Source organism: Rapidithrix thailandica (assembly GCF_039710355.1).
Classification (GTDB): domain Bacteria; phylum Bacteroidota; class Bacteroidia; order Cytophagales; family Flammeovirgaceae; genus Rapidithrix; species Rapidithrix thailandica.
On the sequence record NZ_JBDKWZ010000027.1, the window covers coordinates 1 to 25,432 of the forward strand.

A 25,432-nucleotide genomic window follows, 5' to 3' on the forward strand; every position below is an offset into this window, starting at 1 on the left:
TCCTGTAAAATTTCCACTAATGTTTTATCTTTATACTGGCTTGCCATCTTTATTATTTTTAGGTGTGGTAACTCAAAAATAACATATTGATGGCTTGCCTTTATTTTTTTGTCATGTACTTAGCCTTCTTCTATAAATTCACCTGCTTTTTGTCCGGCAAGTTGCCATAAGGAAGTCAGGTTTTCGATATTTTTCTCTATTAGTGAAATGCTTTCCATCATTTTAAATTGATTAATAAAATTCCTGTAATCATTGCCAGTACGCCCAGCGCTCTCCGTAAAGAAATGGGGTCCAAGGGAAGGCCAAACCAACCAAAATGTCCGGCAATCACGGCAAAGATCAGTTGTCCGCTAAGGCCGAGAGATATCATGGTAGGAATGCCTAACTTAGGAATGGTAAAATAATAAAGACTGATGCCTATCATACTACAAAACCCACCGGTAAACCATAAATACAGTGGGATTTCAGAAAGTTGCTGTTGAGTGGGCAGCTCTTTAATACTCAACAATACAACTGCCAAGGCAAAGAGTGCGCTGCAACAAAAGGCCACCAAAGAGGCGAGTAAGGGGTTCTTTAAAAGTACGCCTAATTGGGCGTTCAAACTACCTTGTACAGCTAGAAAAATACCTCCTGTAAAGGCCAATACGGATAAAGTAAATTGATTCATACCACAAAAATACCCGGCCTGTTTGCCATCTGCATTTACATAGGTTGACGGATTGTATTTTTTTGAAAAAAAATAAGCCCATGGTTTTAACCATGAGCTTAAATAAAATACGGAAAGGTAAAAATTCTATGTTCAGGCAAGAACCTTTTGAGATTTGTTCAGGATTTTTCTATCCAAGGAGTATTTTCCTCCTCCTTCCAATACAATTGCCGTGGCAATGCCAATGGCCAATAGATGATATTCAAATCCTTCCCCGGCTTGGTTGCCAAACCAGTTCATAAAGAAGCCGTTGTCCCAATGATAGGGGATGGCCCCGATCATCACCACCGCGAGTAATACGGCCATAATTCTGCTGGCAAAGCCTACAAGTAAAAGAAGTGGGGTGACAAACTCAATCAAGACCACAAAAAAGGCAATGAGCCAAGGCAATTGATAGTCGTTGACCAGATGATGCATCACCTTGGAAAAACCTGTGATTTTTTGATAGCCATGGGGCCATATCACAATTCCCAGACTTAGCCTAAGAATGAAAAAGGTAAGGGAGCTTTTCGTTGCAAAGAGTTTTTCTTTCATAATTTTCAGGTTTTTTTAAGCTCCGTAGTAAAACTTTTCTTTGATGATCTGCCCGTTTTTCCACTCCTGTACCGAGATCTGTGTGTAGTTGCGAATGCCCCAGTCTTTGTGCGTATAATCATAGTGCCATTCCACCATGGTGATTCCTTCGCCCACAGTTACTTTTAAAGGCTTGGCTCCTCTGAATTCCGTAATGGCACCGTAAAATTCTTCTTCTCTTTTCCGGTTGGCTGACTTTCCTATGGTAGGTTGGTTTTCGTTTTCCTGCATGACCACTTCTTCATGGTAATATTTTTCAAAGGCTTCCATCGATTTCCCTTGAAGTACCAAATCGTTTAAGTCACTGATTTTTTCTAATAAAGTTGCCATGATCTTTGTGTTTTCGTTAAATGTTTTTGTCTTACAAAGATCAGGACTGGTAAACGAGAGGAAAATGAAGTAGTTTAAAAAAGAAGGTTAAACTAGATTAACATCCATCATTATTATTGCTCCAAAATCAATTGGTTTCTGATCTTACTCAAAAATTCTTTGGTGATTCCCAGGTAGGAAGCAATGAGATATTGAGGAACTCGCTGTTCGATTTGGGGGTATTGCTGCTTGAATTGCAGGTAGCGTTCTTTGGCCGTAAGGCTGAAGTTTTGGACAATGCGCTTTTGGGAAGCTACAAAGGCTTTTTGTAAGATGATTCTGAAAAAACGCTCCAGCTTCGGGATTTTTGCATACAGCAATTCCATCTTGTCGTAGGGGAATTGAAACAGTTCGGTATTTTCCAGACATTGTACATTGTAATCCGCCGGCGTGTGGGTGAGAAAACTACCCAAATCCGAAGCCCACCAGTCTTCCACCGAAAACATCACCACATGTTCTTGTCCCTCTTTGTCTATGTAAAAAGTTTTTAGACATCCGGAAAGCACAAAACTTTCATATTGACAGACATCGCCTTGTTGTACTACAAATTGTCCCTTCAAATATTTCCGGTATTTGGTCAGGGAAAGCAAAATATCTATTTCTTCGCCGGTTAAATGGATATGTTGTGAGATATAATGTAAAAGTGATTCGGCATTCATGTTTGTAAAGATTGATTTGACTGATCAAAACATTCATCGAAGTTGAACGATCCTGATGGAGATTGTCAATACAAATGCATTCGATGAGATCCTTCAAAGGTATTGAAAAATAAGTCAAACCGGCTGCGCTTGTTCATGGCATCAGGGATAAATAAATATCCACTTCTGCCTTGTCCCAATTTTTACTTTTTTCAGAGTAGACTTCAAAGTCCGTGCGATAGGCTCTGGGTATATCCGAATTCCAAATGTCTTTCCAGGTGTTTACCATGCAGTCGGGCATTTTGCCTTTTGCCACTATTATCATGTAGCTTCCTTCCGGAATCGTCAAACGGTCCATTCCCGGTGGCACTGGAGAATTTTCCGCTACTCTGCACCCGATAAAATAAGAAAAAGACGAATCCTCCTCATAATTATGGTACACAGCAAAAATGTTTTCATCCAGTTTGTTAGGAATTCTGTCCGTATATTTTTCCGTAGTAAATTGTTGCCATAAGTTCCCGCAATCAATACTTGATTGCCCTTGAACATTGCTTGTTTGAAAGGGTAAAGCCAAGCCGATCAGATGCCAATTCGCTATTTTGATCCGGTTCATATGTGGAGGTTTTTTAGATGTGAAATACCTATTAAAAGTTAGTAAATATTCTGTTGGTTATAAAGGGAAATGCTCTTTTTATGGTTGATGTTCGGATAGGGAATAGGAGGGGGCATCTGTTGAGGCTACCCACCAGACAAGTTGAAGGTTTGAAAAATTCGGGACTCCGGAGGAAAGTTCAGCTCAAAAAAAAATTACCCGTTCAGGTAATTGCTTTTTGTTTGGGAATTAAAGAAATAAGTATAGGCTGTTGCATACAGAAAGGAGTTGCCTCATCACTCCTTTTCAGATTTTCTCAAATAGATTGCCGGGATTTTTTCTGTCAACCACACGCCATTGTCAGAGACAAAAAACTCAAAGCCGTCCTTGTACATTTGTCCGGAAAGTACTTCCAGGATGACGGGTTTTCCATGCCGTTGACCTACTTTCCGTGCCGTTTGTTCATCCACACTAAGATGTACATGATGCCGGTCTCTTTTTTCCAGGCCCGTTCGAAAAATGCTATCAACAGATCGGTGACCGGTGCCGTGAAAGAGGGTTTCGGGCGGTTGTTGAGGCGAATAACCCAAATCCACCTTTACCGAATGTCCTTGATTGGCCCGGATCAGGGTTTGGTCCCCGTTAAAGGCAAAGCGTTTTTTATTATTGGTGGCTACTACTTCGTGGAGTTGTTTCAAATGGATCTTCTTGCCATATTTGTTCATTTTCTCCAGCAATGTAGCGACCTCGGTCCAGCCGTTTTCGTCCAGTTGGATCCCGATGGTTTCCGGTTGGTGTCGCAATACCAAACTCAGAAATTTGCTAAGCTTGGTAGTTTGTTTTTCATTCATAAACTTTTTATACTTTATTGAGTGATTAAAATAATTTGCGTCAAAAGTACTTATATTATTTTATATTCTCAAAAAAGAGGGTAAATTGTTGGCTTACAAAGGAAGCTTTTGGAAGTGGAGCGGCCTGTATTTTACGCAAAATAGCTTGGACTATTCCTTAAAAAATACAATATCCGGCCCCAAACTTCCAAAGGCGTTTGTCAAGATCAAATGAGCGGACAGAAGTGTCTTTCTCTTACCGTTCAAAAATCAGCTCTCCCTGTAAATAAGTCGCCAAAACCTGAGTTTTCCCGATTTGGTGGGGAGGTATCTCAAAGAGGTTCCGGTCCAGGACAATAAAATCGGCTTCTTTGCCCACTTCTAAAGAGCCCACTTTCGCTTCTTGGCGCATTACGTAGGCGCTATTGAGGGTATAAGCTTTGAGGGCTTCGGCCAAACTGAGCGCTTGAGGGGTCCGGGTAACGGCATTTTGCAAGCCGGCAAAAGGGCTCAGTGTACTTACGTCCCAATCGCTGCTAAGCGTGACTCTGGCTTTTGCTTCATGCAAACTTCGAATCGGAATAACATTGCCGGCCAAAGAGGGAACGATAAATTCATCGTTGTCATGCCAATGGTCCGGCTGGGTAAAATCCCCGGCCACCTGGCAATCCGCAGTGACATTCAATTGGTAAAACCTGTTGTAATCGGCAGGATCCACAAACTCCACATGCGTCAGGCGGTGCCTGCCTTTGGCCGAGCCGCTTTGCTCGATGGCATTTAAAGCCTCTTTTACCCCTCTGTCTCCGATGGTATGAATATGAAAATCAAACCCGGTGCTTTCCAGAGCCGCAATGTATTTTGCAATTCTCTCCTGGGTAAAATAGTTTAAGCCATTGTTGGTGGGCAATCCGAACAAATCGATTTTGTAATCCTCTTGCATGGCTGAGGTGGTATTGATGATGATGCCGTCACTGTACAATTTGATTTGATTGATTTTTAACAAACTGTTTTCCTTCTCGTTGTACAATTCCTTTAATCGGTTGATTTGGAAGGCATCGTCTTCATCCGGGTAGGCCCAAAGACCCAAGTTTACCCGGGCCGTTAATTTTCCTTCGTCTGCGATTTTTTGCCAGGTCCGGTGATGGTTTCTTTTCCAATAAGTACGGGCATCGCAAAGGGAAGTAATGCCGTTTTTGGCCAATTCCGGTAGACCGAAATTGACCAGCCCTTCGTAGTCCTTTTCTGCATTGCCGGGTATAGAGACGATGGCTAAATCGATTAAAAGGTTTCCGGCATTGTCGATCAAAAGGCCGTTGGGTTCTCCGTTGGCTTCCCGCATGATGATGCCGCCCGGTGGATTGGGAGAGGAAGTCGTTATTCCGGCCAACTCCAGAGCTTTGGAATTACACCAAATGGAATGCGAGGTCAGTTCCATGATGGCGATGGGTTTGGTAAGGGACAGCTCATCCAGGATTTCAACCGGAGGCCGTTTGGCACCCAACAAGGTATGTATGTCAAAGCCCCAGCCCAAAATCCACTCTGCCTCCGGGTGTTGCTGTATGGCTTTTTCTACATCATAGGCGTAGTTTTCCGGGTCGGTTTCCGTTTCGTCTAAGATAAACTGAAAATTTTTCGACCCGGCTTCCAAAGGATGCAAGTGCACATCGTGTATTCCGGGCAGGACCATATGGTTTTGTAAATCGATAATTTTGGCTTCTTCCGAGGCCTTCTTTTGCACCTCCCGGTTACTTCCGATGAGTGTAATGACGCCTTTTTCCACAAGCATGGCTTCTGCCCAAGGCTGCTCCTCATTGACCGTATAAATTTTTCCATTGAAATATACTTGCCGGTCACTTTGTTCCGCGGACGGGCTCTTGTTCTTTTTACAAGAAAACAGGCTGAAAATGAGTAAAATGAAAATCGGATTCATGTGCATCAGGTGTTTATGGCTAGTTATTGTTGGAAATCATCGGCTTTTTATTTCTCAGGGCGGTTTTTCATTTCCAGTACGAGCTTGCCGCCTTTTATCAATTCTTTTTGAGGAAATCGCCAAGTATTCAGTTTTTTGCCATTCAGCCTGGCAGAGTGGATGTACTTGTTTTCCCGGGAGGCATTTTTAGCTTCAATGACAAAGGTGTTGCCTCCATAATACTTTTCGCTCAGGTGAATAGTGACCTTTTCGAATCTTGGGCTGCCCAGTTCATAGTGCGGGTCGGTCGATGCTCCTCCATCCATTTGAAATAAGCCAAGGGTACTCATCACAAACCAGGCGCTCATTTGGCCTTGGTCTTCGTCTCCGGGATAGGCGTCTCTGGGGCCTAAGCCATAGTACTTTTCCTGGATGGCACGGGTCCACTTTTGGGTAAGCCAGGGGGCATTCGCATGATTAAACAGGTAGGAAGATTGCATATTGGATTCATTCCCATGATTGATGGGGTACTTGGAAAAGTTGTCCGAAAGGGCATTAAAGTACACTTTTTCAGATTCTTCCATTGCCTTGTCCAAACGTTCGACAAACTGCTTTCTTCCCATCAATTGGAGCAAGCCGGGTACATTATGGGGGACGTACCAGCTATACTGCCAGCTATTGGATTCGCAGAATCCGGGTGCGTGAAAGGGATCAAAATTTTCATACCAGGAGCCATCTTCCTTTCTCGGCCGTACAAAACCCGACTCCTGATCGTAAATATGGCGCCAGTTTTCGGAACGCTGCATAAAAGTCCGGTAAGTAGTGTCTTTGTTCAGAGATTTGGCAAATTGTGCAAAACACCAGTCCTGGTACGCATATTCCATGGTGTTGGACACATAGCTTTGCACATCGTTATTTAAAGGGACATATCCTTTGTCCAGGTAATACTGATAACTTTCGTTGCCCACCTGGCCCCCTCCGGGGTGCTTTTCCATCAGTGCCGTTTGCTGATGGTGCATCGCCCTGAACATTTTATCCGTATCGAAGTCCCGGATGCCGTGCTGGTAGGCCGCCACGATGAGTGGAATTTCGGGTTGGCCGATCATTACTCTGAAGTACTCCATTCCCGGATTCCCTATGGGCAGCCATCCCCCTTTGTCGTACATTTCCAGATAAGTATGTATCCAGTTAGAGGCATATTCGGGAGCGAGCAGGTTGTAAAACGGCACCAGGTTCCAGTGCCAGCCCCAATAGCCGTCACTTCCGTACACGGGTTTGGAAGGGTCCGTTTGTTGCGTTTTTTCATTCATATCCACCCATTTCCCATTCACATCGCTCCAGGTATTTCTGGGACTTAATGCTCTGTAAAAATTCGAGTAAAACTTCACCTTTTGAAGGTAATCGTCCGTCTCTACCTCCACCCGGCTTAATAAACGGTTCCACGCATTTTTCTGATTTTGTACAATCGCTTCGAAGTCCCAGCCAAAGGGTTCGCTCATTTCTTTTTGCAGGTTCAGTCTGGCCTGTTCCGTACTCACCAGGGAGATGCCGGTACGGATTTTTACACTTTGTGTCCCTTTGGCAAATTGTACGAAAGCCCCTGCATCTTTGATGGCAAAGTTTTGCAGGTAGTGGCTCCAGCTAGGTTCGTACGTGGCCTTATGGATCAAGTCGGTGTTTTCGGTAATCCGGTCCAGCACCCATCCGCCCATTTTTTCCATGGGCGTGTCAAATTGCATGACAAAATGCAAGGTGTAATCTTGCTCTCCGGCATATCCTGTGGAAGAACAATGTGATACTGCCCATCCCTCTATTTCCGTAGCACTTACCTTTTTAATTTGGGCATCGCGCAATTCCCAAACGTATTCCGAGGGAAAATGCAAGTCGATAAGGACCCGGTTTACCTTTTCTGCGGGAAGCGTATAGCGCTGCATGGATGCCCGGGTCGTTGCGGTTAGCTCTGCCCGGATGTCATAGTCCAGTAAATCCACAGTATACTTTCCGATGGAGGCCTGTTCGGTGTGTTTGTCGATGCGTGAGCGATAGCCTAAATCAGGGTTGCTTTCCGGGCCGGGTTGGGTAAATAAGGGGCCATTGGCCGGCATCGTTAACAGCCCGGCCATCGTCCACTCATGAAGATGACTGAAGCCCATGATGTTTTCGATTTGATAATCATAGCCGGCTTTCCAACGGCTGTCTTCGTTTTCCGGGGCAATTTTTACCATACCCATAGGCATCCAGGGTCCCGGAGCGATCATCCACCTTGAGCCGCTTGTCCCCATAAACTGGTTGACATAGTCCGAAGGGCTGACCAAAGCTGAGGGCATCCGCTCAAGTTGATCGCTAAATATCAATTTTCCACCGACCAACACCTGCACGTTTGACAGCGTTTTTTTGTAGATGGCCGGAAATTCAAATTCAAGGACGGAGTGCCCCTCCTCTATGGGTAGTTGCAATTGCATGCCATCTACCACAGCGGTAGCGATGTTTTTTTTACCCCTATGGCGTATGTCTACCAATAAAGGCAAGCTACGGGTTTCTTCTTTGCGGATTTCGTGTTGGGCAAAAGCAACCGAGTGGATCAAGGTTTTTCCCGGAGAGGTGATTTGCAGGGACGAAGGGCCGTATAATTGAATGGCATCGAAGGCACACCAGTTTCCGGTTAAGTTTTGAAAAATGAGTTCGTTGATCCCTTCCCTGAATACGGAATGCGGAATGTCAAAGACAAGCACTTGAGGGGTGGCCTTCATGTTTTCCGGCAGCTTCCCGGAGCTTCCCGGTTTGAACTGTTGTTCATAAAATTTGCCATTCACCATGCACCTGAACAATGGAGCCTCTTCGGAGCTGACGGCATAAATGCCGACATGCAGTTGACAATTTCCCCGGGCGGGCAGCTTTGTGATTTCAAAATAGACGGGAAGTTGATGCAAAGCCCTGCCAGCCCAGTAGCCGTAGCCTGCAAAACTATCCATAGGCCCGGGAAGTAGATAGGGAAAATCTTTGGAAGGGGAGGACTCACCAACTACATAATACCGATGAACTCCGCCAAAGCCTTCCGGTACAAAATCCTGATAACGGTTGGGAGATAGGGCAAATTCCGAAACAGCCGTATCCGGTTCTCCAATCTTCCATATCAACTTTTGCAGGTCCGCTTGGGCACGGGCATTGAAATGGGAAAGTGTTGCTAAAATGAAAAGTACTTGGTAGGGTATACCTTTGAGTAATCTGTTTTTCATTATGTTTTACAAATATGTAATGAGTATCATATGAGTTTGAGGGCAAGATATAATAATTTGTCCAAATGTTCAAACATATAAAAATATATGCATCAAACAATAGGTGCCGGCATTTTTTTACCATAGAAGGTATTTGCTTTCTATTAATAGCTTCGGTTATATTAATTCAAGTGGCCACCGTTGATCAATGACGAATTGAATGTTGCTTTGCAGGCATGAACCGGAAAAGAAATGCTTATCAAGCGAGCAGGCCGGGAAAAGGGCAATGAAGTGAAATACTACAATTTACTTTGGCTGTGACCATCTATATTTATACTTAATTATGAAAACTTATCGAATCAATATACGCAATCAAGTGAAAGCTTTCAGTCCTACGGTTGTGATGGTATTGGGAATATATTTAGCCGTTTACTTTGCAAATGGCTATAGGGTTTTGCATTTTAATATCCTTTTCAAGAGCTTATTAAAGTAGCCAAGTACAAAACTTTTTTGAATCGCTTGCCGGCAGTGTCTTATCATTTTTATCAACTTCAGTTTAAAGACAGCCGTGAAGTGATCGTTACTTCCTTAGTATTCAGAGAGTTTCCTGTTAAGGGAAAAAATATTTCTCATCAGTATAAAATGTTGGCTTATGTGCCTATTTGAAAGTTGATATAGCTGTTATAAAAGAGGTTATCAAGTAACATTTAGAGGAATTTAAAGAGTTAACTTCTGAACATCTTTCTTTATATTCAATGAAGTGAATTAAACTTTTTCATTTTCGGTCAAAAACTATACGTTTAAATCACTTCAATAATTACACATCCTATATGAAAAGGAGCAAGATGATTATCGATTTTATAATTGCCCGAAACTTCATTATAACCTAAGTTTTCTATTCTATATTTTGTCATTTTACCATGCTTCATTTGGGCACTATACTATGACATGATGGTTGCCCACCATGTCATATTTCAAGAATTACCAGTACACAGGATTATCCAATGCTTCAACACAATAGGATTTCCCTTGAATTGGCTTGATTTCACCATCTTCTAGCGATTGAGCTATCCAACCTTCAGGATAAGTCAATTTCAATGGAGACGGAATCATGTCTTCTGTAATGGGCCTGTATCCCACTTTAGAATAAAAATTAATATCGCCATAGGTTACCATCACCTGCATACCTTCACGTTTTAGAAAATCATGTGCGTAATGGATTAAGCTTTGTCCTACCCCTGTACCTTGTGCAGATGTAGCAACCGCTGCGGGTGATAATAGCCAAGTGTTAATATTACTTAGCTCAAATCTCATTCTTGAAAAGATAACCCCACCTATTATTTCTTTGCCTTTTGTAGTAATGAAGATCCGCATGTCTTCTTTGGGTGTTATTTCAAGGAGCTTCTTTACTAATGCTCCTATGGCGTTTCCTTCCTTTTCTCCCTCAGAGTCAGTAAATGTTTGTGCGAATAATTGAATGATCTCACTATTTCGGTCTCCCTTATATATAGAATTTTGCATGATTATCAACTTGATTATTAAATAATTAAAAGGTGCTTTCTACCTTAAACCATAAACGCATAGGGCAATTCCATTTAGGTCTTAAACCAATGAGCATAGACGGCACATTTGCTAAGAACATGTATCAATAAGAAAATTAATTTTGGAAAATTACACCTGATGCAACACGGCAAAGACACCATTGCATAGGTATTTTGAGAAGTGTCGACAGTAACGAATTACACAGACCTAATTCTGATTACTGTCTACTATACCGACTCCTGAGAGTTTAATATGTGAAGAATATTATTTTTCATAAAGGCACAAAGATATGAATCATGACGGTTTTTGCCAACGATTACCACAATCAGAAGTGATTTTATGCAGGCATAATTGGCTGAAAAATTACCTTTTATTCTCTTCAAAGCTTTTCTTTAAGCGTCTAAATGAGTAGCATGATATTTATTTTCTTGAATACGATTACCCTGTTTTGGCATTGCAACCATTAGATTAGTATAAGCCTCTGATAATCCGATTTTGATTCTATTTTCGGTCAAAAACTATACGTTTAAATCACTTCATTAATTGATCCTTACCTTAAAGAAACTGAATGAATTTATTGTGAATCAATTTCTTAATAATGTTTAACAGTTACAACTCCATTCCTAACTGCCGGGTCAATTCGGCTTTTCCTTTAAAAGTGATCAGCACCTCCCGGGTACCTTTTTTCTTCTGATCCAATCTTTTGTTAGCATCGTTCTCCATACGATGACAGAACGGGCTTTGTCCCCAATCAACAAGGCGATTTGACTAAATTGATTTTCAAGTTCTTCCATTTCAAGACCTAGGCTTCCAGGGCTTCCACCCTGAGGGTACAACAGTGTTTATGCCCAAGAGAAAATCCAGGAAGGGGCAGCCCTCTGAGTTGGAAAAGTGGGCAAACCAACTGATATCCTCTTGGGAACATGTGATCGGAAGTGTAAAAGTGCTCAGAGTACTCAAAAATAAAATAAGGATAAGGGGAATCGACAAAAGGCAGGGCGTCTTTTTGATAGGTTGTGCTTTGCACAATCTTAAAAAACTCCCCTTAATCAATCATTCGTAATAATCTCTATTATGTCTACCAAACTTTTTACGGTAAACGAAAACGATCTTGCCGAGCTGGCTACCTGTATTATGCAATGGAAAAATATCCACCATATGCCGGTAGAGGATAGTAGTGGTAAATTACTTACCTGGACACAAATGGAGTGCTTCCTGGAAAGGCAAAAATATAATGGATACAGTGGCCGGTATTATGATCAAAGAAGTACTGACGGTAAATACGGGTACTGAAATACAGGAGGCCATTGCATTGATGAAGCAAAACAAAATAGGGTGTTTACCAGTAATACAAGAGAAATTTCTTGTAGGGATCATCACGATAAAAGATGTAACAGAGTTTGACTATGGCAAAGATCTATAACGAAGCGCTAGACAGCACTGTGGAATTGAAACGGGTAATCGGTCATATTCAAGGTGCGAAACCCGGTCCGACTCTCATCTTCATCGGTGGCATTCATGGCAATGAGCCCTCCGGAGTTTTTGCCTTGAATAAAGTAGTGGAAGAGTTATGCCATCAGGACATTGAACTGCAGGGTAATCTGTATGCGTTGAGTGGCAATTTGTGGGCATTGGAAAAAGGTGTTCGCTTTCACAGGCAAGACTTGAATCGACTGTGGACCGTTGACAAGGTGAGGGCATTGGAAAATGACCGGATAGGGGTAAATAATGAAGACGTAAACCAACAGGTGGAAATCTATACACTCATTCGCCATATTTTAGATACGGAAAGCGGCCCCTTCTACTTCTTTGATTTACACACCACATCCAGTACAACGATCCCATTTCTGACTGTAAACGATAGTTTGTTGAACAGAAAATTTATTCAACAATATCCGGTTCCGATGATTTTGGGTATTGAAGAGTACTTGGATGGGCCTTTTTTGAGCTATATCAATGAATTGGGGTATGTGTCTTTTGGATTTGAAGCCGGGCAACATGATGACCCGGCTTCAATCGAAAATCATATCGCTTTCATCTACCTTTCGTTAGTGTTTGCGAATGTAGTGGCAAAAGAAAGCATAAATTTTGAACAGTATTACCAACGTCTTGCCAAAGCCTCAGGTTACATCCGGAGCTTCTATGAGATATTTTACTGTTATAAAATTAAAGCGGGTGAAAAATTCACCATGTTGCCCGGCTATCTCAACTTTCAGCAAGTGAAGAAAGGGCAACTGTTGGCAAAAAGCAATAATAAGCCTGTACTTGCTCCTAACACATCACGAATTTTTATGCCACTTTACCAGTCGCAAGGTGATGACGGGTTTTATTCCATACGTAGTATCCGGCCCATATTTTTGGCGCTTTCTGCCGTGTTACGCAAGTGTAGGTTGGACCGTATAGTCCCTTTGTTACCAGGCGTGCGATGGGCTACTGTTTACAAAGATTCACTCATCGTCAACCGGAAAATAGCGCGTTTTTTTGCAAAACAATTGTTGCATCTTTTAGGCTATCGTTGTAAGCAAATGAATGGTACATATTTGATGATTAAAAGCCGGGAATTTGCTTCAAGAACGAAAGAATATCAGAAAGAAAGTTGGAATCAACGCCACCCGATCAAAAATTAAGTACCCTGAAGGTAAACAGCCTTCAGTCCGGAAAATATTTCGCTTTTCTCCCCTTCTCCAATCAATATTCAAGTCCGGTTGTATCACTGAAGAATTAAGCTTTGATCGTAGTGATCGTCATTTTTCCTTTCCCGTGTTCCTTCTGCCTGGTCTTCATATTGTTCCACTATGTAATTTCGTTTAGCTGCAATGGACAAGAAAAACAGCATATGGCAACTTGAAACCGCAGCAACAAATGCTTCCTCCGGATCTACTGCCGAAGCATCTGACATCGGTGTAGGAACTACTTCAGGGGATGAAGAAGCCAGCTATACAAGCTCCTCCGGCAAAAGTCCAATGATGTGCTCTGTTGTAGCGATTGTCAATAAATACTTCTTTGGGCTGTTTATACTGGTTGATCTTCGCGATACCTTTCACACTCGTTTTTTCTTTAGTTTCATTCTGAACTGAAGCATGGTTTTTTAATGTAAAATACGCTTTTTTTGGGGCTGATAAGAATTTTGGTGGAAATTGTTCATGAATTGCGATTTTCTGTTTTTTCAGCCATTCATAAGCGTGGTGACTGTTTTTACGGATCTGCCCTACACTTTAGACGGAAGGCATTTATTTTTGTCTTATGGGAGTAGGAGGTTGGATCTAATAACAACCTTGCCTCATTGTCCGTTGATAAAAGAACTAATTAAAAACCTTTGTATACCGGAGAGATAAAAAAACAGAAGGCCGTATATTTGTACACACTGTAAACTCCCTATAGTGGGTATACAAGGGAACTTTAGACAATTGAAAACCTAAAAAAAGCATAAATGCCGGCATTGTGAAAAGGATCGCTTAAGAAACCGGACAAGAAAAAAGAGCACTAATTGATATGGAAACGAGTGGAAAACATCATATAGTAGAATTGTGGGGAAGTACTTTTGACAAACTTAACGACCTTGATTTTATTCGAAAAACTTTAATACAAGCAGCTGAAAAAGCCGGTGTGGATATCCGGGAAAAAATCTTTCATCGATTTACGCCTCATGGTCTGAGTGGGGTGCTTGTCTTGGCGGAATCGCATTTATCCATTCACACATTTCCCGAACACGGTTATGCCAGCGTTGATATTTATACTTGTGGTGATTCAGTGAATCCTTCATTGGCCATTGATCATATTTGTGAACAATTAGCCGCCACTTCCGTTGAAAAACTGGAGATAAACCGGGGGGAGAAGCCTATGAGAATTATTTCCCATTGATGTCAGGAAGACGTTTTCAGAAAAGCGGAAAGCTTCATTTGGGGAAATACCGGAAGGCTATTGTTGAGTTACCTTCTTGCGGTGAGCCTCTCCCCAATCCGAGATACTTTGTAGCATAGGCCGCATCGATAGCCCTAAGGCGGTCAGTTCGTATTCCACTTTAGGTGGAACCTCCGCATAAACAATTCGTTTTACCAGTTCTCCCTTTTCCAATTCCCGCAATTGCATCACCAACATCCTTTCCGATACGTCAGGAATAGATCTTTTTAATTCGCTATACCGCATTTTACCATCCATAAGCCGCCAAAGAATGGTAGGTTTCCACCGTCCACCTATTAGTGATAAAGTATAGGCCATCCCGCATTTAGCCGCAATTTTTTTCTCATTAATATTATTACTGGAATTTTCCTTTCTCATGGTTTTCTTAATTTGTGCATTTTCCGATACTTACAAAAGTAAAGTGCCTCTGCTTGCTTTACAAAACATCAGAGCCGGAGTCAGGTCCTGAAAACTTGCAATGTTATACCGGTTTTTTCAACAGGAGAGTCAAGATTCTGGGAATTTCCTTCTTTCCCTCCTTGTCAAAATATTCGTTCAGATCCATCAACGTAAGCCCATTGTTCTTAGCTACTTGTACAAATTCAGAGACTGCATGTGTAAAACAAGGCACTTCTTGCCGGCCTTCAGATGTATCAAACCGGGCTTTACTACCCAGGTATTGTTTGAAAGGATGAAGCTCCCCGATATATACATAGCCTCCGGGTGTTAACACCTGGGCCACTTGCTGAAAAATAGGATTTAGATCCGCAATATGTTCCAACACCAGACTGAAACCCACAAGGTCGTAGGCTTCTGTTACAAACGTCCACTCTTTTGTGATATCAGCTTGGTAAAACCGGACTTTCTCCGAAGTGACTTTTTCCCGGGCTTTGGCCAGCATTTCGTCCGAGAGGTCTATGGCTGTAATCTGTTCCGCTTTTTTTATAAGCCATTCGGTATTTTTTCCGGTTCCACAGCCGATTTCCAGACAGTTTTTGAACGTAACATTGGGCAGTGTTTTTCTCAAAGCAGTTCCTTCCAAGTCTCTGGTTTTATTCTTATTGCTGTCGTATTGTGACGCCCAGAGGTTATAGGCTTGACGAGTATCCATAAAAATTCTTTGAGATTGATTCGAAATTAATAATTACAGACTTGGTATGTCTTTAGAATTATCTTTTTGATAACTGATTTAACCAGCAACCGAACAATTGAAAGCGGGGACAATGCTAAAAAACGAAAAAGCAGTTGTTCAAACTTATACTTTAGCTTTCCCTTCGTATTCAGGACAATCAATCCGGATGTCTTTATCGAGCAATTCTTTTTTTATAAGATTGCAAAAGTGGTTTGTTTCATTCTTTTGATAAAATTTACAACCGTAACAGGTCCGTTGCACAGAAAGAATTCCCGATTGGTTCAAAGAAAAAATCACTTTGTTTAAAGCTGAGAACAATTGTATTTGTTCCGGCTTGTCCATCTTTTCAATTTGTTGCCGGATAGGATTGGCAAATTGCTCGGTGTCTTTTACCACAGCTTGCCCTTCGGATGTCAACGCTATGGAATAGCTCCTTTGGTCAAAAGCCGTTTTGTGTTTTTCTATAAGTGCTTTTTTTTCCAGTACTTTCACCACATCGCTAATGGTGGGTTTGCTTACATTGAACTCTTTGGCCAAGTGGCTTACATTGCACAGTGATTCGGGATGGTAGGTAATAAAGATGAGCAGTTGGATTTGGATAGGGCTGAGTCCAATGGTTTTTGCATGTGCCCAAAGCAATACCCGGAATGCTTCTGATATGCGCTCAAGCCCCGCCACTATCTTACTTGGGGTATCTGTCTGTTGGAATTGGGTATTGAATACACTTTCTTTCATAAATACGGATATGCTACTTTTTTACTACTACTCTCTGCTTGTTCAGGTTTTTAGTACCCCGGTGAATGAATCACTCAAATGGCATTCGGAAAAAATACAAAGGAGTCTGATTGTACGAGTAAAGTTAGCAATCCTAATTTTTAAATGAAAGTGGAATGAGGCATAGGTGTATAAGAGAAAAATAGTCAGGATTCTTTATATTAGGAATCCTAACTATTTTGGGTAAATTTTTTTAACCTTTTACATCTTCTAGAGAGGCTCCGAAATTGATATGCAATACATTGCCATTAGACGTAACCAAGGCCGGTACGGATTTTACCCCTGCCCTTTCAGCCTGTTCGATTTTACTTCTGTCTTCTCCCAAATGCACGATTTCCACAGCATCAGGATTTATTAAATTTAAGATATCGTGTTCTGCACTGACACAAACGGGACAACCAGCATGATAGAAAATTGATTTACTCATAATAAATAAAGTTTTGAATGAATGATGGGACAAATATAGTTAGGAATCCTAATTATAAAAATCAATTTTACATTTTTTTTTATAAACCGGATTTTTATCAGGAATTTGACCTCTCATTGAATTTTGTCTAATTTCGCTGATAGCGCAAACTATCGTCTTTCCTATTCAATGCATTGGGTAATGGAGCTTATCCCTAACATTTGATAGCCACTACACTGAAACAACGCTAAGTTCATCAAACCGCAGATTTCAACATTTTTAATGGGTAGAAGCGCTGGAAAAACGAGCCATTCACCGGAAGGGAGAAGGAAGTATTTTTTTAAGTTAATTACAATTTAATGGGTTTAAAAAACACACAAAAGGGGCATTCAGAAGTCTATTTTGGAGATTATAGAGATTATTGGTGGAATAGGGATTATTTAGATTTGATAGCCGAAAGGTTGGGTCTGGAACGCCATAGAAAACTTCTGGATGTAGGCTGTGGCCTGTGTCATTGGAGCAAATTGCTGGTGAATTACCTGGCTGCTTCCGCTCATGTAGTCGGTTTGGACAACGATGAAAAATGGACCCAGAAAAATAACAAAGTCCGGAAGCATTTTCAAGAACTCGGGGCCCGTTTTGAGTTGATCAATGGGGATGCTCATAAATTACCGTTTGAAGACAATTCATTTGATTTGGTCACCTGCCAAACGGTACTGATCCACGTAAAGAAGCCAAAGAAGGTAATCAAAGAAATGAAACGGGTTTTGAAACCCGGAGGGACGATTTTATGTGTAGAACCCAACAATCTGGTGCAGAACCTGATGAAAAGTTCTTTGTCAGACGGGAATACCATTGACGAAGTATTGGACCATGTGAAATTTGCCTTAATCTGTGAAAAAGGGAAGAAAAAATTGGGTATGGGCGATAGTTCCTTGGGGGATTTGGTTCCGGGAATGTTAGCCGAAGCGGGATTTGATGAAGTGGAAGTCTGCCTTTCTGACAAAGCCATTCCGATGTACCCCCCCTACGAACGGCAGGAACAGGTCGCTACTCTGAAACAATGGGGCAATACCACCCACCCGGATTTGCAACCGGAAAGTGATTACAAATATTTTGAAGCGTTTGGCGGCCGCTATCTGGATTTTTATGAAAATTACCAGAAGAAATACCAGGGTGCGGGAGAAGACTTTTTGAATTCTTTGGTACATCAACAATACCATGCCGCCGGTGGAGCAGTGATGTATATTGTATCCGGTACCAAACCGGAATAATGCTAGACTCTTTGAAGAGATGCATTTGCCCGGTTACTATATTTTATAACCGGGCAAATGCATTTAAACCGTTTTTTAATTAGAGGAAATATTTTCAGAAAGCTGTTTGCAGGGGAATAACTCACTTTTAAGTTCTTCCCAAAAAACTTGTAAGGTGAGTAGTTGCTGTAGGTCCATCACGCCGAAATACTTGTTGAATCCAATAAATTGTTCCAGACATATTACTGTAACTTTTGCCGTAATGACGGACTCTTCCTTGCCGGACACGGAAAGCCGGTCAAGAAGTTTTCCATTGTGATAAGCGCTTGTGGACACTGCAAAGATTGATTCTCCCATTGAAAATGAATCAAATAAGCGGATGGCTATTTTCTTCAATAACTTAGTGTGTAACAATCGGGTTACTCCTGTCTTTTTCAATCGGGAAAGCAACCGGGTGACCCATGGAGAATCCAGGCACAAATACGTGGCAAATGATTTTTCCGGATAGTTTTCTTTTAAAGCATGTTGATCGGAAAAGTTAAATCGGTAGGCTTTCCTTTTACCGTTAATTCCGGCAAATTGAAACTCCTTACTTTTTCCGAAAGATTGTACAGGGGTATGATGATATTCAAAATCCTTTATGAGGTTGTCCAGGGTCCATTCAATGGCAGCTTTTCCATGTTTCTCTCCCAAGCCTAACAAAATACCGGTGGAAATTTCATCGGCATGGGGGTATCGGGTAATCAGCTCAGCTGCTAAGAGGTTGGTCAAGCCGGGGCATAGTCCCAGACTGACTACTGCCAAAGCCCTGTGTTGATGAGCGTAACCATTCAGCTTTCTCAGTTGTGAAAGAAAGTTGGTATTGGCAGTAATATCCAAATACAAGATAGCCTTAGTGAGACAATAGGTGGCAAAGTCGGTACTTGATTGATCGATACATACAATGATGGCATCGTGTCTATTCACAATTTCTTTTTCCTATTTTTTGAAATGAGCAATATCAAAGTGAACACCTGTAACTTGTCTGCCCAATTGCCGGGCAGTATTGTTGGCTTTTTCTTTGTTTCTTCCGGCAAGGGTAATGGTATAGCGATTGGTTTTAACAAGCTGAGAAGCGATTAGCTTCCCCACTTTTCCATATCCGCCAATAATTAAAATTGCCTTTGTATGGGTAGTATTCATAAGTCGATGTAAATGGATCGTTCAAAACTCATTTTATTGTGCCTAGGGAGATGTAGGAAAGTAGAAAACACAACCTTACACTTACCGGAAGCTTGTTTCAAGTTCTTTTTGCCTTCTTCTTAGTCTCCGGAAGGTTTTCAAAGAGAATATTGCATAGATACCGGTGAAGAATTGCAAAATTCCACTGAATTCAAACCAAAAGTCATTGGGCATTTCATAGGTAGGCGGAGGAAAAAATTGCTTCAATGCATTTTGGGACATACCCCCATAATAAAGAATGTTTTTAAGCAAATGATTGTATCCCCCTTCATACAATCCGATCATTCCGATAGACGCGAGTAAGGTGACGGTTAGAAATATTCCAATTGCCACTTTTCCGGATACGGTAGAGGGTTGCTTTTGGAATATTTGATAAGTAATTCCCAAAATTACGATTATCGGTAGGGCAAAAAAAAGCCACATGGAGACGGAAGGGGGCTTCATAAATTATCGCGCCATAGGCATGGTGAATCAAAGTAAGTACCATTGTGCCTATTGAAGCCAGCATCGTGTTTCTTAAAGCGTTCATTTTTTCTTTTTTGAAACAAAACTATACCGGGTAGCCCGCTTTGTATTGTAAAAAATTTACCTGATATGATGGGAGTGAATGAACCGGGCACAAGTACTTCCGGTTGCCAGATAAGCCTGAGGGTTGGTGCCCGTAAACTGTTTGAACTCTTTGATAAAATGAGCCTGATCATAGTAGCCATTTTCAAAGACCAAAGTGGACCAGTCTCTCATTCCCTTTTGTGTTTGAATCTGCTGCAAAACGTTATTGAACCGGTGGATACGCTGGAAATATTTCGGAGCAACACCTATATGTTTTTTAAAAAGATGACTGAGGTGTTTTTGAGAGTATCCGGTTTTTGGAATCAGCGAAGAGAGCGGGACATTCATATGGCCACATGCGTAGTTGACCACCGTATGAGCATCACTTGGACGATCGATTTTGTTGAAAAAAAACTGTTCTGCAGTTTGAAAGAGACGGGTCGTATTCTCACAATGGAGTAAGCTTTCTCTTAGATCCAAAATAGAGGAGCCAAATAGCAAATCTGCATCCAATACCGTGGATTCCATTTCCGATTGAGGCAATTTTGTGAGTTCGTAAAAACCTCCGGGCTGGAATTGAATATACAAAGAGACTGAATTTTGAGCCAATTGATACGTAAGTGCCTGTTTTTGAACGCCTGACACCCAAGCATTCTTAAGTTTTTTCTTAGGTTCAGTTTTGACAAATCTTGTGGTTTCATCCAATGAAATCACCAGTTGCACTGCCCCATCGGGTAAAATTTTCTCATAAACATAGTCGAGATGGTGCCCTTTGCAATAGATCATGTTGGCAACATAAGTATCCAACGGAGCAGAGGGGATATAAGCTTTGATCTCTAACGGATTATGCTGCATTTGCGAAAGTGTATGCAGCATATTCCGGTGGCGTTTTTGAACAATGGTCGAACTTTTGATTAGCCTGGAAAGATGACCGGGACTTTTGCATTCGGTAAGGAGAGGTGGTAGTTCGGCTTGTATCCTGTCATTTTGATATTGAATTAATAAACCTTTTTCCCCTAAGTCAAAATAAGTGGCGAGAGTAAAAACCTGAGCTTTGGTAAAGTGCCTTTTCCCCTGTTCGATTTGATAGAGCACGCTAGGAGTTAAGTTCAGGAAACTGGCTAACTCTTGAGAAGAAATACCTTTTTTGAGTCGTAATTCCCGGATAGATTGACCAAGTGTATGCATTGAATCTTTACATTGGATTGAAATGTTTCACACTGCAAGTTACCTTTTCTCCGGGAAGGATATTTTACACAATTATGGAATGGATGTATAAAGTTTTATGTAGAGGTATGGATAAAAAAAGGCTGTATTTCTAGCAAATACAGCCTTTTCATTAAAGAAGTGAATTAAACTTTTACTTTTTCCTAAAAAACGTTTCAAAAACGCCTCTTCTGTGTTACTTTTCTCAACAATAGCTTTGGCTATTCTCTTCAAAAAGTGCCTTGATGAGCCGGTTCTGATTCCATCTTCGGTCAAAAACTATACGTTTAAATCACATCTACAACTTAGGGCATGTTTAAATTTTATCCTTTGGGCTGAAATTTAAACATGCCCTAAAGAGGATACCCACATCGGTTTATTCAGGAGTATTTTTAATAAGTATAAAACTATTGTTTTTGGATTACTTACAGCAAGTTACACTGTTTATTCGCCTACTTCCACATAACGATCATCCTCGTCTCCTACCGGGTTTCCTACCGGGTCCGATAAATCCACTTGACAGGGGAGTTTACTTAGTTTTGCAGATAGCTCTTCAGAGATATAATGGTGCCTGAGGATTAAACTTTTCAGTTGGGTAATTTTCGGATTGGCTAACAGCGCTTGAGCACCTTTGTCTCCGAGCGTCCCCATCGAAAGGTCAAGCACTTCCAAACCATCCAGGATGCTTGCATTGTTCAAAGCCCTGGCAATCTCATCGGAAATTTCGCTGTTTTTCAAACCCAGGTAGGTGAGCTTAGGGAAGTGGTCTCCGGACAAGAAAGGTTGTAGGTCTTCCAGGGTTCCGGTCCATCCGTAATTTTTATTACCCAACCATAATTCCAAATGTTTCAAGTTCGGGAGAGTTGCATTGGCGATTTCTATCAGGGTTTGGCGATCCATTCCCCCGGTTTCTACAATCAAGGTTTCGAGTGAGGTATGGTGCAATGAACCGAATGAGAGTCCGTTTCCACCCCGAACCTGAAAGTGTTTTAATTGTGGGTAAGCGGCTAACAGAGGGGAAACATCGCATTGATTGATCCAGGACATCTCACATTCTTGATAGGTAATATCTCCTAAGAAAAGGTATTCCAGTTTTGGTAATTTGTCTTTATTCTGAATCAGAAGATCTACAAGTTTAGTAGAATCGTTTTTATAACTAATTGTATTAAACCAGGCCCCGATAACGAGTTCCTTTGTTTGAGTGGTGATAGGATTATCACAATATTTTTGAAATAAAGCATCGAAACCCCCTTCTTCATTATCTTTATTAATGCTTATCCGGTAGATAAACTTTAAGAAAGAAATTTTACCTTTAAAGTCAACGATTTTCCTGTGGTTGAAGGAAGACAGGTTTTCGTTAATGGTCATGTTAAAAAAAACAAGGGTTTTGATTTTAGGGTCGGTTAAAATTATTGTCATAATGTTAGAACATGTCTAAAATTCGATGTGGGTGCCCTTTTACAACCCAAAAGTGAAATTCAGACATGCTCTCTAATCGCTTTCTATTCACCTACCTCTACATAGCGGCCGTATTCATCTTCTTCCTCTTGGTCTGACAAGTCTACTTGGCAAGGTAATTTGCTCAGTTTTTCAGATACTTCATCGGAGATATAATGATGGCTGAGGTTTAAACTTTTCAGTTGGGCAATTTTCGAGTTGGCTAACAGCGCTTGGGCACCTTCATCTCCGAGCGTTCCCATTGAAAGATCAAGTATTTCCAAACCATCCAGGATGCTTGCATCATTCAAGGCCTTGGCAATCTCATCAGAAATCTCGCTGTTTTTCAAACCCAGATAGGTGACTTTAGGGAAGTGGTCTCTGGACAAGAAAGGTTTCAAGTCTTCTACTGTTCCGGACCATCCGTAGCTTTCATCCCCCAACCACAATTCCAGGTGTTTTAGTTGAGGAAGGGTGGCATTGGCAATTTCTTCCAGGATTTGGTTGTCCATACCCCCGGTTTCCACAATCAGGGTTTCCAGCACCTCGTGGTGCAGCGAACCGAATGAGAGTTGGTTTCCACCCCGTACTTGGAAGTGTTTTAATTGTGGATAAGCGGCCAATAGCAGCGATACATCCGATTGATTGATCCAGGACATCTCACACTCTTCGTAGGTAATGTCTCCCAAGAAAAGGTATTCCAACTTTGGCAACTTGTCTTTATTTCGGATCAACAGGTCTACGATTCCCGATGAATCGTTTTCCATATCGTCACCAAACCAGGCTCCGATGATTAATTCTTTTGCTTCTGCTGCCTTAGGGTCATTGCAAAATGCAGTTAACATTTCTTTAAATGCACCCTCTTCACTGTCGTAATCAATGCGTAAGCGATAGGCAACGTCTAAAGAAGAGATTTCACTTTCAAAGTCAACAATTCGCTTGTTGTTGAAAGCAGATAAATTTTCACTGATGGTCATGTTGAAAAAATAGTTTGAATGGGTTATAAATGATTGGCGCAAGTTTAGAAGATTACACCGTAAAAGATTTACGGTGTGTAATATTTTTTAGGAAGTTATTTCTTTTTAGAATGATTTTAAAAAAAATAACTCTGACGAGCATGAGAAAATTGAAGGGATGGACAAAAAACACTCTCTGAGGAATTTAAAATTCCTCAGAGAGTGAAGAAAGATCATTGCGTGACGGACTGTGTCAACTCATTAGCATGGATGGCTTGTGATGTAAGGGCTTTCATAAATGCGATAATAGCTTGTTGTTCTACGGGAGTTAAGTTCAAGGGGTCTTCCGGTAGGGTTTGGTTCGGAAGGTCAATGCCGATACCTTTTCCCCCGCCCCGGTTATAGAAATCCATGACTTCCTCCAGGGTTCGGTACACCCCGTTATGCATATAAGGAGCGGTCAGGTCCACATTGCGGACGGTTGGCGTTTTGAAAGCATGCCGGTGAAGATCAATGTGATGCAAGTTGTATTTTCCCAAATCCGGGTCTACTGTGGCATGGACCGTGTCCGGAGTAGTGGGGACTCCCAATACTTCCGATTCCGTATGGGCAAAGTTAGGAGGTACGGTACCGTTGAATACAGGCATAAAGTGACAGGTACCACATTTGGCCTTGCCCATAAACAAATTGAAGCCTTGAATTTCCTCTGGGTTGAGTTGCGTCTTATCTCCCCGCATGTATTGATCGAAGCGGGAATCCAGGCTTGTAGTACTTCTGATGAAGTTTGCCAGGGCAGTTTTTAATTGTTTTTCTTCAATGGCTCCTTTAAACCCATCTCCAAAAGCCTCTTTAAATAAGGGTAGGTATTTTTCATCGGAATTCATTTTGACAACCGCTTCTTGTAGGGAACCGTGCATTTCTTCTTTATTGCTCACGACATCTTTTACTTGGTCTTCCAGGTACACGACTCTGGAATCGTAAAAGTTAAAACGTTGTAAACCAGCATTGATAATGGAAGGAGCATTCCGGGAAACCGTATGTTGTAAGTCGATGGTCGGACTTTTGACCAAGCCATCGGCATAGCCTTTGTCCGGTTGATGGCATGTACCACAGGAGCGTTGACCATTTCCGGAAAGCACCGGGTCGAAAAAGAGCTTTTTACCCAAGTCGACCGTAGAAGTCAAGTATTCGCGACTGTATTGCGGAGCGTAATAATCCAGGTTAAAAGCCTTCTGCTCAAAGAGGGTTTTGGCTTGGGGGTTTATTGCATACAAGCCTTCGAAGGGTTGGATTGCCAAAGCCTCTTGGACATCCAGTAGAGAGGAAGAGAGGGGGTTGATGCATTCTGTGATGAACTGCATCCTGTCAAAGGTATTGAAGCTTTGGTGTTGTTTGAGGTAGGCAATTGCCAAAGAGAGTTGATGTTCATACGTTTTCGCCAATTCCGGTTGCTTTTGGGAGAGAAGTGGTTGGTAAATAGTGTAAATAGCTTGTAAGCCTTCCATAGCAGATTGGGCCTCGGGAAGAGAGTGTAAAGCTATGGGCGAGTCAAAACCGGAAATTCCTAAGGTAATGATCCGGAACAGTTCCATCCGGAAGGCGATGAAGATATTCCCGTCAATAAAGTTTGTTGTTTGTATGATTTTATGGAGTCGTTGAATATTGGACTGTACAATGTTTAATTCTTTCAGAAGAACATCCCGGTTTCCGAGGGTAAATTCAGGGAATAACAATTCTTCCACTACTTGATACCCTTCCGGAGGAATCACTACTTGGTTAGGGTCATCGGTTTCCACCTCGTCCAGGGCAGGGCCGTTCAAGCTTTTTGCGGTAGCCGGGAAATACATTTCTGTCAAAGGCTCTACTTTTTTATAAGCCAGTCGAGCCTGTTTAAAAGCCTTTTGAATTGCTTTTGTGTCTGCATTTTGTTCTACCAGACGGACTAATTGTGCGTTTTGACTATTTAGTTGGTCAATGTATTGTGTCAACAAATGCTTGACTTTTTCAGGAGGAGGTGATAGTTGTTGTGTCGTTTCACAGGAAATTGCCAACATAGCCGTGATCACCCACAAACTGATGCTTGCCATCACCAATACTCTGATTCTCCTTCTACTCATTTCTTTTATGTATTTGGTAAATCGTTATTCGCTTTTCAATGGAATTTTACTAATCCTTTCAGGCCGCCACTGCAAAAACAGGACGACCCGAAAGGGGAACGTATTAG

Annotated in this window: 28 protein-coding genes; 5 read left to right on the forward strand and 23 right to left on the reverse strand. The window is 41.6% G+C overall.

What is annotated here, in order from left to right:
• Positions 1-217: 217 nt before the first annotated feature.
• The 9 genes from AAG747_RS27855 to AAG747_RS27895 form a co-directional block, all read right to left on the reverse strand.
• Positions 218-667, reverse strand: coding sequence for a DMT family transporter (locus AAG747_RS27855; protein ID WP_346824544.1), 450 nt, complete (start codon positions 665-667; stop codon positions 218-220).
• Positions 668-799: 132 nt separating this feature from the next.
• Entirely contained in the window at positions 800-1,240 is a 441-nt protein-coding gene (locus tag AAG747_RS27860) for a DoxX family protein (RefSeq protein WP_346824545.1), read from the reverse strand.
• 15 nt (positions 1,241-1,255) lie between these two features.
• Positions 1,256-1,609 carry a SnoaL-like domain-containing protein gene (locus AAG747_RS27865; protein WP_346824546.1) on the reverse strand — a complete coding sequence of 118 codons (354 nt, stop codon included), beginning with the start codon at positions 1,607-1,609 and terminating at the stop codon, positions 1,256-1,258.
• Positions 1,610-1,722: 113 nt separating this feature from the next.
• Positions 1,723-2,307: a Crp/Fnr family transcriptional regulator gene (locus AAG747_RS27870; RefSeq protein WP_346824547.1), complete on the reverse strand. Its 585-nt coding sequence runs from the start codon at positions 2,305-2,307 to the stop codon at positions 1,723-1,725.
• Between the two features lie 133 nt (positions 2,308-2,440).
• Positions 2,441-2,899 carry a GyrI-like domain-containing protein gene (locus AAG747_RS27875; protein ID WP_346824548.1) on the reverse strand — a complete coding sequence of 153 codons (459 nt, stop codon included), beginning with the start codon at positions 2,897-2,899 and terminating at the stop codon, positions 2,441-2,443.
• Positions 2,900-3,174: 275 nt separating this feature from the next.
• A complete protein-coding gene (locus AAG747_RS27880) occupies positions 3,175-3,729 on the reverse strand; it encodes an RNA 2'-phosphotransferase (protein WP_346824549.1) in 555 nt (184 codons plus the stop codon).
• Positions 3,730-3,964: 235 nt separating this feature from the next.
• The gene (locus AAG747_RS27885) at positions 3,965-5,638 is read right to left on the reverse strand and encodes an amidohydrolase (protein ID WP_346824550.1); all 1,674 of its coding nucleotides are present in this window, start codon (positions 5,636-5,638) and stop codon (positions 3,965-3,967) included.
• A 47-nt stretch (positions 5,639-5,685) separates the two neighbouring features.
• Complete coding sequence (locus tag AAG747_RS27890; protein ID WP_346824551.1) at positions 5,686-8,853, reverse strand: GH92 family glycosyl hydrolase; 3,168 nt, start codon at positions 8,851-8,853, stop codon at positions 5,686-5,688.
• A gap of 960 nt (positions 8,854-9,813) precedes the next feature.
• Positions 9,814-10,353 (reverse strand): GNAT family N-acetyltransferase, encoded by a 540-nt coding sequence (locus AAG747_RS27895; protein WP_346824552.1) that lies wholly within the window; start codon positions 10,351-10,353, stop codon positions 9,814-9,816.
• 1,095 nt (positions 10,354-11,448) lie between these two features.
• Between AAG747_RS27895 and AAG747_RS27900 the strand changes: the two genes are divergently transcribed.
• Genes AAG747_RS27900 through AAG747_RS27905 form a run of 3 tightly spaced genes read left to right on the forward strand, consistent with a single transcriptional unit; the run spans position 11,449 to position 13,001 of the window.
• Positions 11,449-11,667 carry a CBS domain-containing protein gene (locus AAG747_RS27900; protein WP_346824553.1) on the forward strand — a complete coding sequence of 73 codons (219 nt, stop codon included), beginning with the start codon at positions 11,449-11,451 and terminating at the stop codon, positions 11,665-11,667.
• Positions 11,630-11,797 (forward strand): CBS domain-containing protein, encoded by a 168-nt coding sequence (locus tag AAG747_RS29265; protein WP_430300678.1) that lies wholly within the window; start codon positions 11,630-11,632, stop codon positions 11,795-11,797. The genes AAG747_RS27900 and AAG747_RS29265 overlap by 38 nt, the downstream gene beginning before the upstream one ends.
• Positions 11,781-13,001: a succinylglutamate desuccinylase/aspartoacylase family protein gene (locus AAG747_RS27905; protein ID WP_346824554.1), complete on the forward strand. Its 1,221-nt coding sequence runs from the start codon at positions 11,781-11,783 to the stop codon at positions 12,999-13,001. The genes AAG747_RS29265 and AAG747_RS27905 overlap by 17 nt, the downstream gene beginning before the upstream one ends.
• Positions 13,002-13,084: 83 nt before the next feature.
• Here the strand turns inward: AAG747_RS27905 and AAG747_RS27910 are convergent, their stop codons facing one another.
• A complete protein-coding gene (locus tag AAG747_RS27910; protein WP_346824555.1) occupies positions 13,085-13,273 on the reverse strand; it encodes an OsmC family protein in 189 nt (62 codons plus the stop codon).
• Positions 13,274-13,289: 16 nt separating this feature from the next.
• On the reverse strand, positions 13,290-13,418 hold the full coding sequence (locus AAG747_RS27915; protein ID WP_346824556.1) for a hypothetical protein: 129 nt from the start codon (positions 13,416-13,418) through the stop codon (positions 13,290-13,292).
• Between the two features lie 448 nt (positions 13,419-13,866).
• Between AAG747_RS27915 and speD the strand changes: the two genes are divergently transcribed.
• Positions 13,867-14,235 (forward strand): adenosylmethionine decarboxylase, encoded by a 369-nt coding sequence (speD, locus tag AAG747_RS27920; RefSeq protein WP_346824557.1) that lies wholly within the window; start codon positions 13,867-13,869, stop codon positions 14,233-14,235.
• Positions 14,236-14,292: 57 nt separating this feature from the next.
• Here speD and AAG747_RS27925 read toward each other — a convergent pair whose 3' ends face one another.
• The 4 genes from AAG747_RS27925 to AAG747_RS27940 all read right to left on the reverse strand — a co-directional run bounded on the left by AAG747_RS27925 (position 14,293) and on the right by AAG747_RS27940 (position 16,607).
• Positions 14,293-14,652: a winged helix-turn-helix transcriptional regulator gene (locus tag AAG747_RS27925; protein ID WP_346824558.1), complete on the reverse strand. Its 360-nt coding sequence runs from the start codon at positions 14,650-14,652 to the stop codon at positions 14,293-14,295.
• Positions 14,653-14,755: 103 nt separating this feature from the next.
• A complete protein-coding gene (locus AAG747_RS27930) occupies positions 14,756-15,385 on the reverse strand; it encodes a class I SAM-dependent DNA methyltransferase (RefSeq protein WP_346824559.1) in 630 nt (209 codons plus the stop codon).
• 144 nt (positions 15,386-15,529) lie between these two features.
• Positions 15,530-16,141 (reverse strand): MarR family winged helix-turn-helix transcriptional regulator, encoded by a 612-nt coding sequence (locus tag AAG747_RS27935; RefSeq protein WP_346824560.1) that lies wholly within the window; start codon positions 16,139-16,141, stop codon positions 15,530-15,532.
• 232 nt (positions 16,142-16,373) lie between these two features.
• Complete coding sequence (locus tag AAG747_RS27940) at positions 16,374-16,607, reverse strand: thioredoxin domain-containing protein (RefSeq protein WP_346824561.1); 234 nt, start codon at positions 16,605-16,607, stop codon at positions 16,374-16,376.
• Between the two features lie 338 nt (positions 16,608-16,945).
• Between AAG747_RS27940 and AAG747_RS27945 the strand changes: the two genes are divergently transcribed.
• Entirely contained in the window at positions 16,946-17,860 is a 915-nt protein-coding gene (locus AAG747_RS27945) for a class I SAM-dependent methyltransferase (RefSeq protein WP_346824562.1), read from the forward strand.
• Between the two features lie 75 nt (positions 17,861-17,935).
• Here the strand turns inward: AAG747_RS27945 and AAG747_RS27950 are convergent, their stop codons facing one another.
• The 8 genes from AAG747_RS27950 to AAG747_RS27985 form a co-directional block, all read right to left on the reverse strand.
• Positions 17,936-18,805: a saccharopine dehydrogenase family protein gene (locus AAG747_RS27950; RefSeq protein ID WP_346824563.1), complete on the reverse strand. Its 870-nt coding sequence runs from the start codon at positions 18,803-18,805 to the stop codon at positions 17,936-17,938.
• A 12-nt stretch (positions 18,806-18,817) separates the two neighbouring features.
• A complete protein-coding gene (locus AAG747_RS27955; protein WP_346824564.1) occupies positions 18,818-19,021 on the reverse strand; it encodes a saccharopine dehydrogenase NADP-binding domain-containing protein in 204 nt (67 codons plus the stop codon).
• A gap of 81 nt (positions 19,022-19,102) precedes the next feature.
• A complete protein-coding gene (locus AAG747_RS27960) occupies positions 19,103-19,504 on the reverse strand; it encodes a hypothetical protein (protein ID WP_346824565.1) in 402 nt (133 codons plus the stop codon).
• A gap of 141 nt (positions 19,505-19,645) precedes the next feature.
• Positions 19,646-20,797 (reverse strand): helix-turn-helix domain-containing protein, encoded by a 1,152-nt coding sequence (locus AAG747_RS27965; protein WP_346824566.1) that lies wholly within the window; start codon positions 20,795-20,797, stop codon positions 19,646-19,648.
• A gap of 72 nt (positions 20,798-20,869) precedes the next feature.
• The gene (locus AAG747_RS27970; protein WP_346824567.1) at positions 20,870-21,091 is read right to left on the reverse strand and encodes a hypothetical protein; all 222 of its coding nucleotides are present in this window, start codon (positions 21,089-21,091) and stop codon (positions 20,870-20,872) included.
• Positions 21,092-21,259: 168 nt separating this feature from the next.
• Entirely contained in the window at positions 21,260-22,234 is a 975-nt protein-coding gene (locus AAG747_RS27975; RefSeq protein ID WP_346824568.1) for an STM4015 family protein, read from the reverse strand.
• A gap of 83 nt (positions 22,235-22,317) precedes the next feature.
• Positions 22,318-23,229: an STM4015 family protein gene (locus AAG747_RS27980; protein ID WP_346824569.1), complete on the reverse strand. Its 912-nt coding sequence runs from the start codon at positions 23,227-23,229 to the stop codon at positions 22,318-22,320.
• A 212-nt stretch (positions 23,230-23,441) separates the two neighbouring features.
• Complete coding sequence (locus AAG747_RS27985; RefSeq protein ID WP_346824570.1) at positions 23,442-25,325, reverse strand: cytochrome c peroxidase; 1,884 nt, start codon at positions 25,323-25,325, stop codon at positions 23,442-23,444.
• Between the last annotated feature and the right edge of the window lie 107 nt (positions 25,326-25,432).

What these genes read in the sequence shown, in the direction of transcription:
- AAG747_RS27855 (WP_346824544.1), bottom strand. Translation starts at nt 667, where the DNA reads ATGAATCAATTTACTTTATCCGTATTGGCCTTTACAGGAGGTATTTTT.
- AAG747_RS27860 (WP_346824545.1), bottom strand. Translation starts at nt 1,240, where the DNA reads ATGAAAGAAAAACTCTTTGCAACGAAAAGCTCCCTTACCTTTTTCATT.
- AAG747_RS27865 (WP_346824546.1), bottom strand. Translation starts at nt 1,609, where the DNA reads ATGGCAACTTTATTAGAAAAAATCAGTGACTTAAACGATTTGGTACTT.
- AAG747_RS27870 (WP_346824547.1), bottom strand. Translation starts at nt 2,307, where the DNA reads ATGAATGCCGAATCACTTTTACATTATATCTCACAACATATCCATTTA.
- AAG747_RS27875 (WP_346824548.1), bottom strand. Translation starts at nt 2,899, where the DNA reads ATGAACCGGATCAAAATAGCGAATTGGCATCTGATCGGCTTGGCTTTA.
- AAG747_RS27880 (WP_346824549.1), bottom strand. Translation starts at nt 3,729, where the DNA reads ATGAATGAAAAACAAACTACCAAGCTTAGCAAATTTCTGAGTTTGGTA.
- AAG747_RS27885 (WP_346824550.1), bottom strand. Translation starts at nt 5,638, where the DNA reads ATGAATCCGATTTTCATTTTACTCATTTTCAGCCTGTTTTCTTGTAAA.
- AAG747_RS27890 (WP_346824551.1), bottom strand. Translation starts at nt 8,853, where the DNA reads ATGAAAAACAGATTACTCAAAGGTATACCCTACCAAGTACTTTTCATT.
- AAG747_RS27895 (WP_346824552.1), bottom strand. Translation starts at nt 10,353, where the DNA reads ATGCAAAATTCTATATATAAGGGAGACCGAAATAGTGAGATCATTCAA.
- AAG747_RS27900 (WP_346824553.1), top strand. Translation starts at nt 11,449, where the DNA reads ATGTCTACCAAACTTTTTACGGTAAACGAAAACGATCTTGCCGAGCTG.
- AAG747_RS29265 (WP_430300678.1), top strand. Translation starts at nt 11,630, where the DNA reads ATGATCAAAGAAGTACTGACGGTAAATACGGGTACTGAAATACAGGAG.
- AAG747_RS27905 (WP_346824554.1), top strand. Translation starts at nt 11,781, where the DNA reads ATGGCAAAGATCTATAACGAAGCGCTAGACAGCACTGTGGAATTGAAA.
- AAG747_RS27910 (WP_346824555.1), bottom strand. Translation starts at nt 13,273, where the DNA reads ATGTCAGATGCTTCGGCAGTAGATCCGGAGGAAGCATTTGTTGCTGCG.
- speD (WP_346824557.1), top strand. Translation starts at nt 13,867, where the DNA reads ATGGAAACGAGTGGAAAACATCATATAGTAGAATTGTGGGGAAGTACT.
- AAG747_RS27925 (WP_346824558.1), bottom strand. Translation starts at nt 14,652, where the DNA reads ATGAGAAAGGAAAATTCCAGTAATAATATTAATGAGAAAAAAATTGCG.
- AAG747_RS27930 (WP_346824559.1), bottom strand. Translation starts at nt 15,385, where the DNA reads ATGGATACTCGTCAAGCCTATAACCTCTGGGCGTCACAATACGACAGC.
- AAG747_RS27935 (WP_346824560.1), bottom strand. Translation starts at nt 16,141, where the DNA reads ATGAAAGAAAGTGTATTCAATACCCAATTCCAACAGACAGATACCCCA.
- AAG747_RS27940 (WP_346824561.1), bottom strand. Translation starts at nt 16,607, where the DNA reads ATGAGTAAATCAATTTTCTATCATGCTGGTTGTCCCGTTTGTGTCAGT.
- AAG747_RS27945 (WP_346824562.1), top strand. Translation starts at nt 16,946, where the DNA reads ATGGGTTTAAAAAACACACAAAAGGGGCATTCAGAAGTCTATTTTGGA.
- AAG747_RS27955 (WP_346824564.1), bottom strand. Translation starts at nt 19,021, where the DNA reads ATGAATACTACCCATACAAAGGCAATTTTAATTATTGGCGGATATGGA.
- AAG747_RS27960 (WP_346824565.1), bottom strand. Translation starts at nt 19,504, where the DNA reads ATGAAGCCCCCTTCCGTCTCCATGTGGCTTTTTTTTGCCCTACCGATA.
- AAG747_RS27965 (WP_346824566.1), bottom strand. Translation starts at nt 20,797, where the DNA reads ATGCATACACTTGGTCAATCTATCCGGGAATTACGACTCAAAAAAGGT.
- AAG747_RS27975 (WP_346824568.1), bottom strand. Translation starts at nt 22,234, where the DNA reads ATGACAATAATTTTAACCGACCCTAAAATCAAAACCCTTGTTTTTTTT.
- AAG747_RS27980 (WP_346824569.1), bottom strand. Translation starts at nt 23,229, where the DNA reads ATGACCATCAGTGAAAATTTATCTGCTTTCAACAACAAGCGAATTGTT.
- AAG747_RS27985 (WP_346824570.1), bottom strand. Translation starts at nt 25,325, where the DNA reads ATGAGTAGAAGGAGAATCAGAGTATTGGTGATGGCAAGCATCAGTTTG.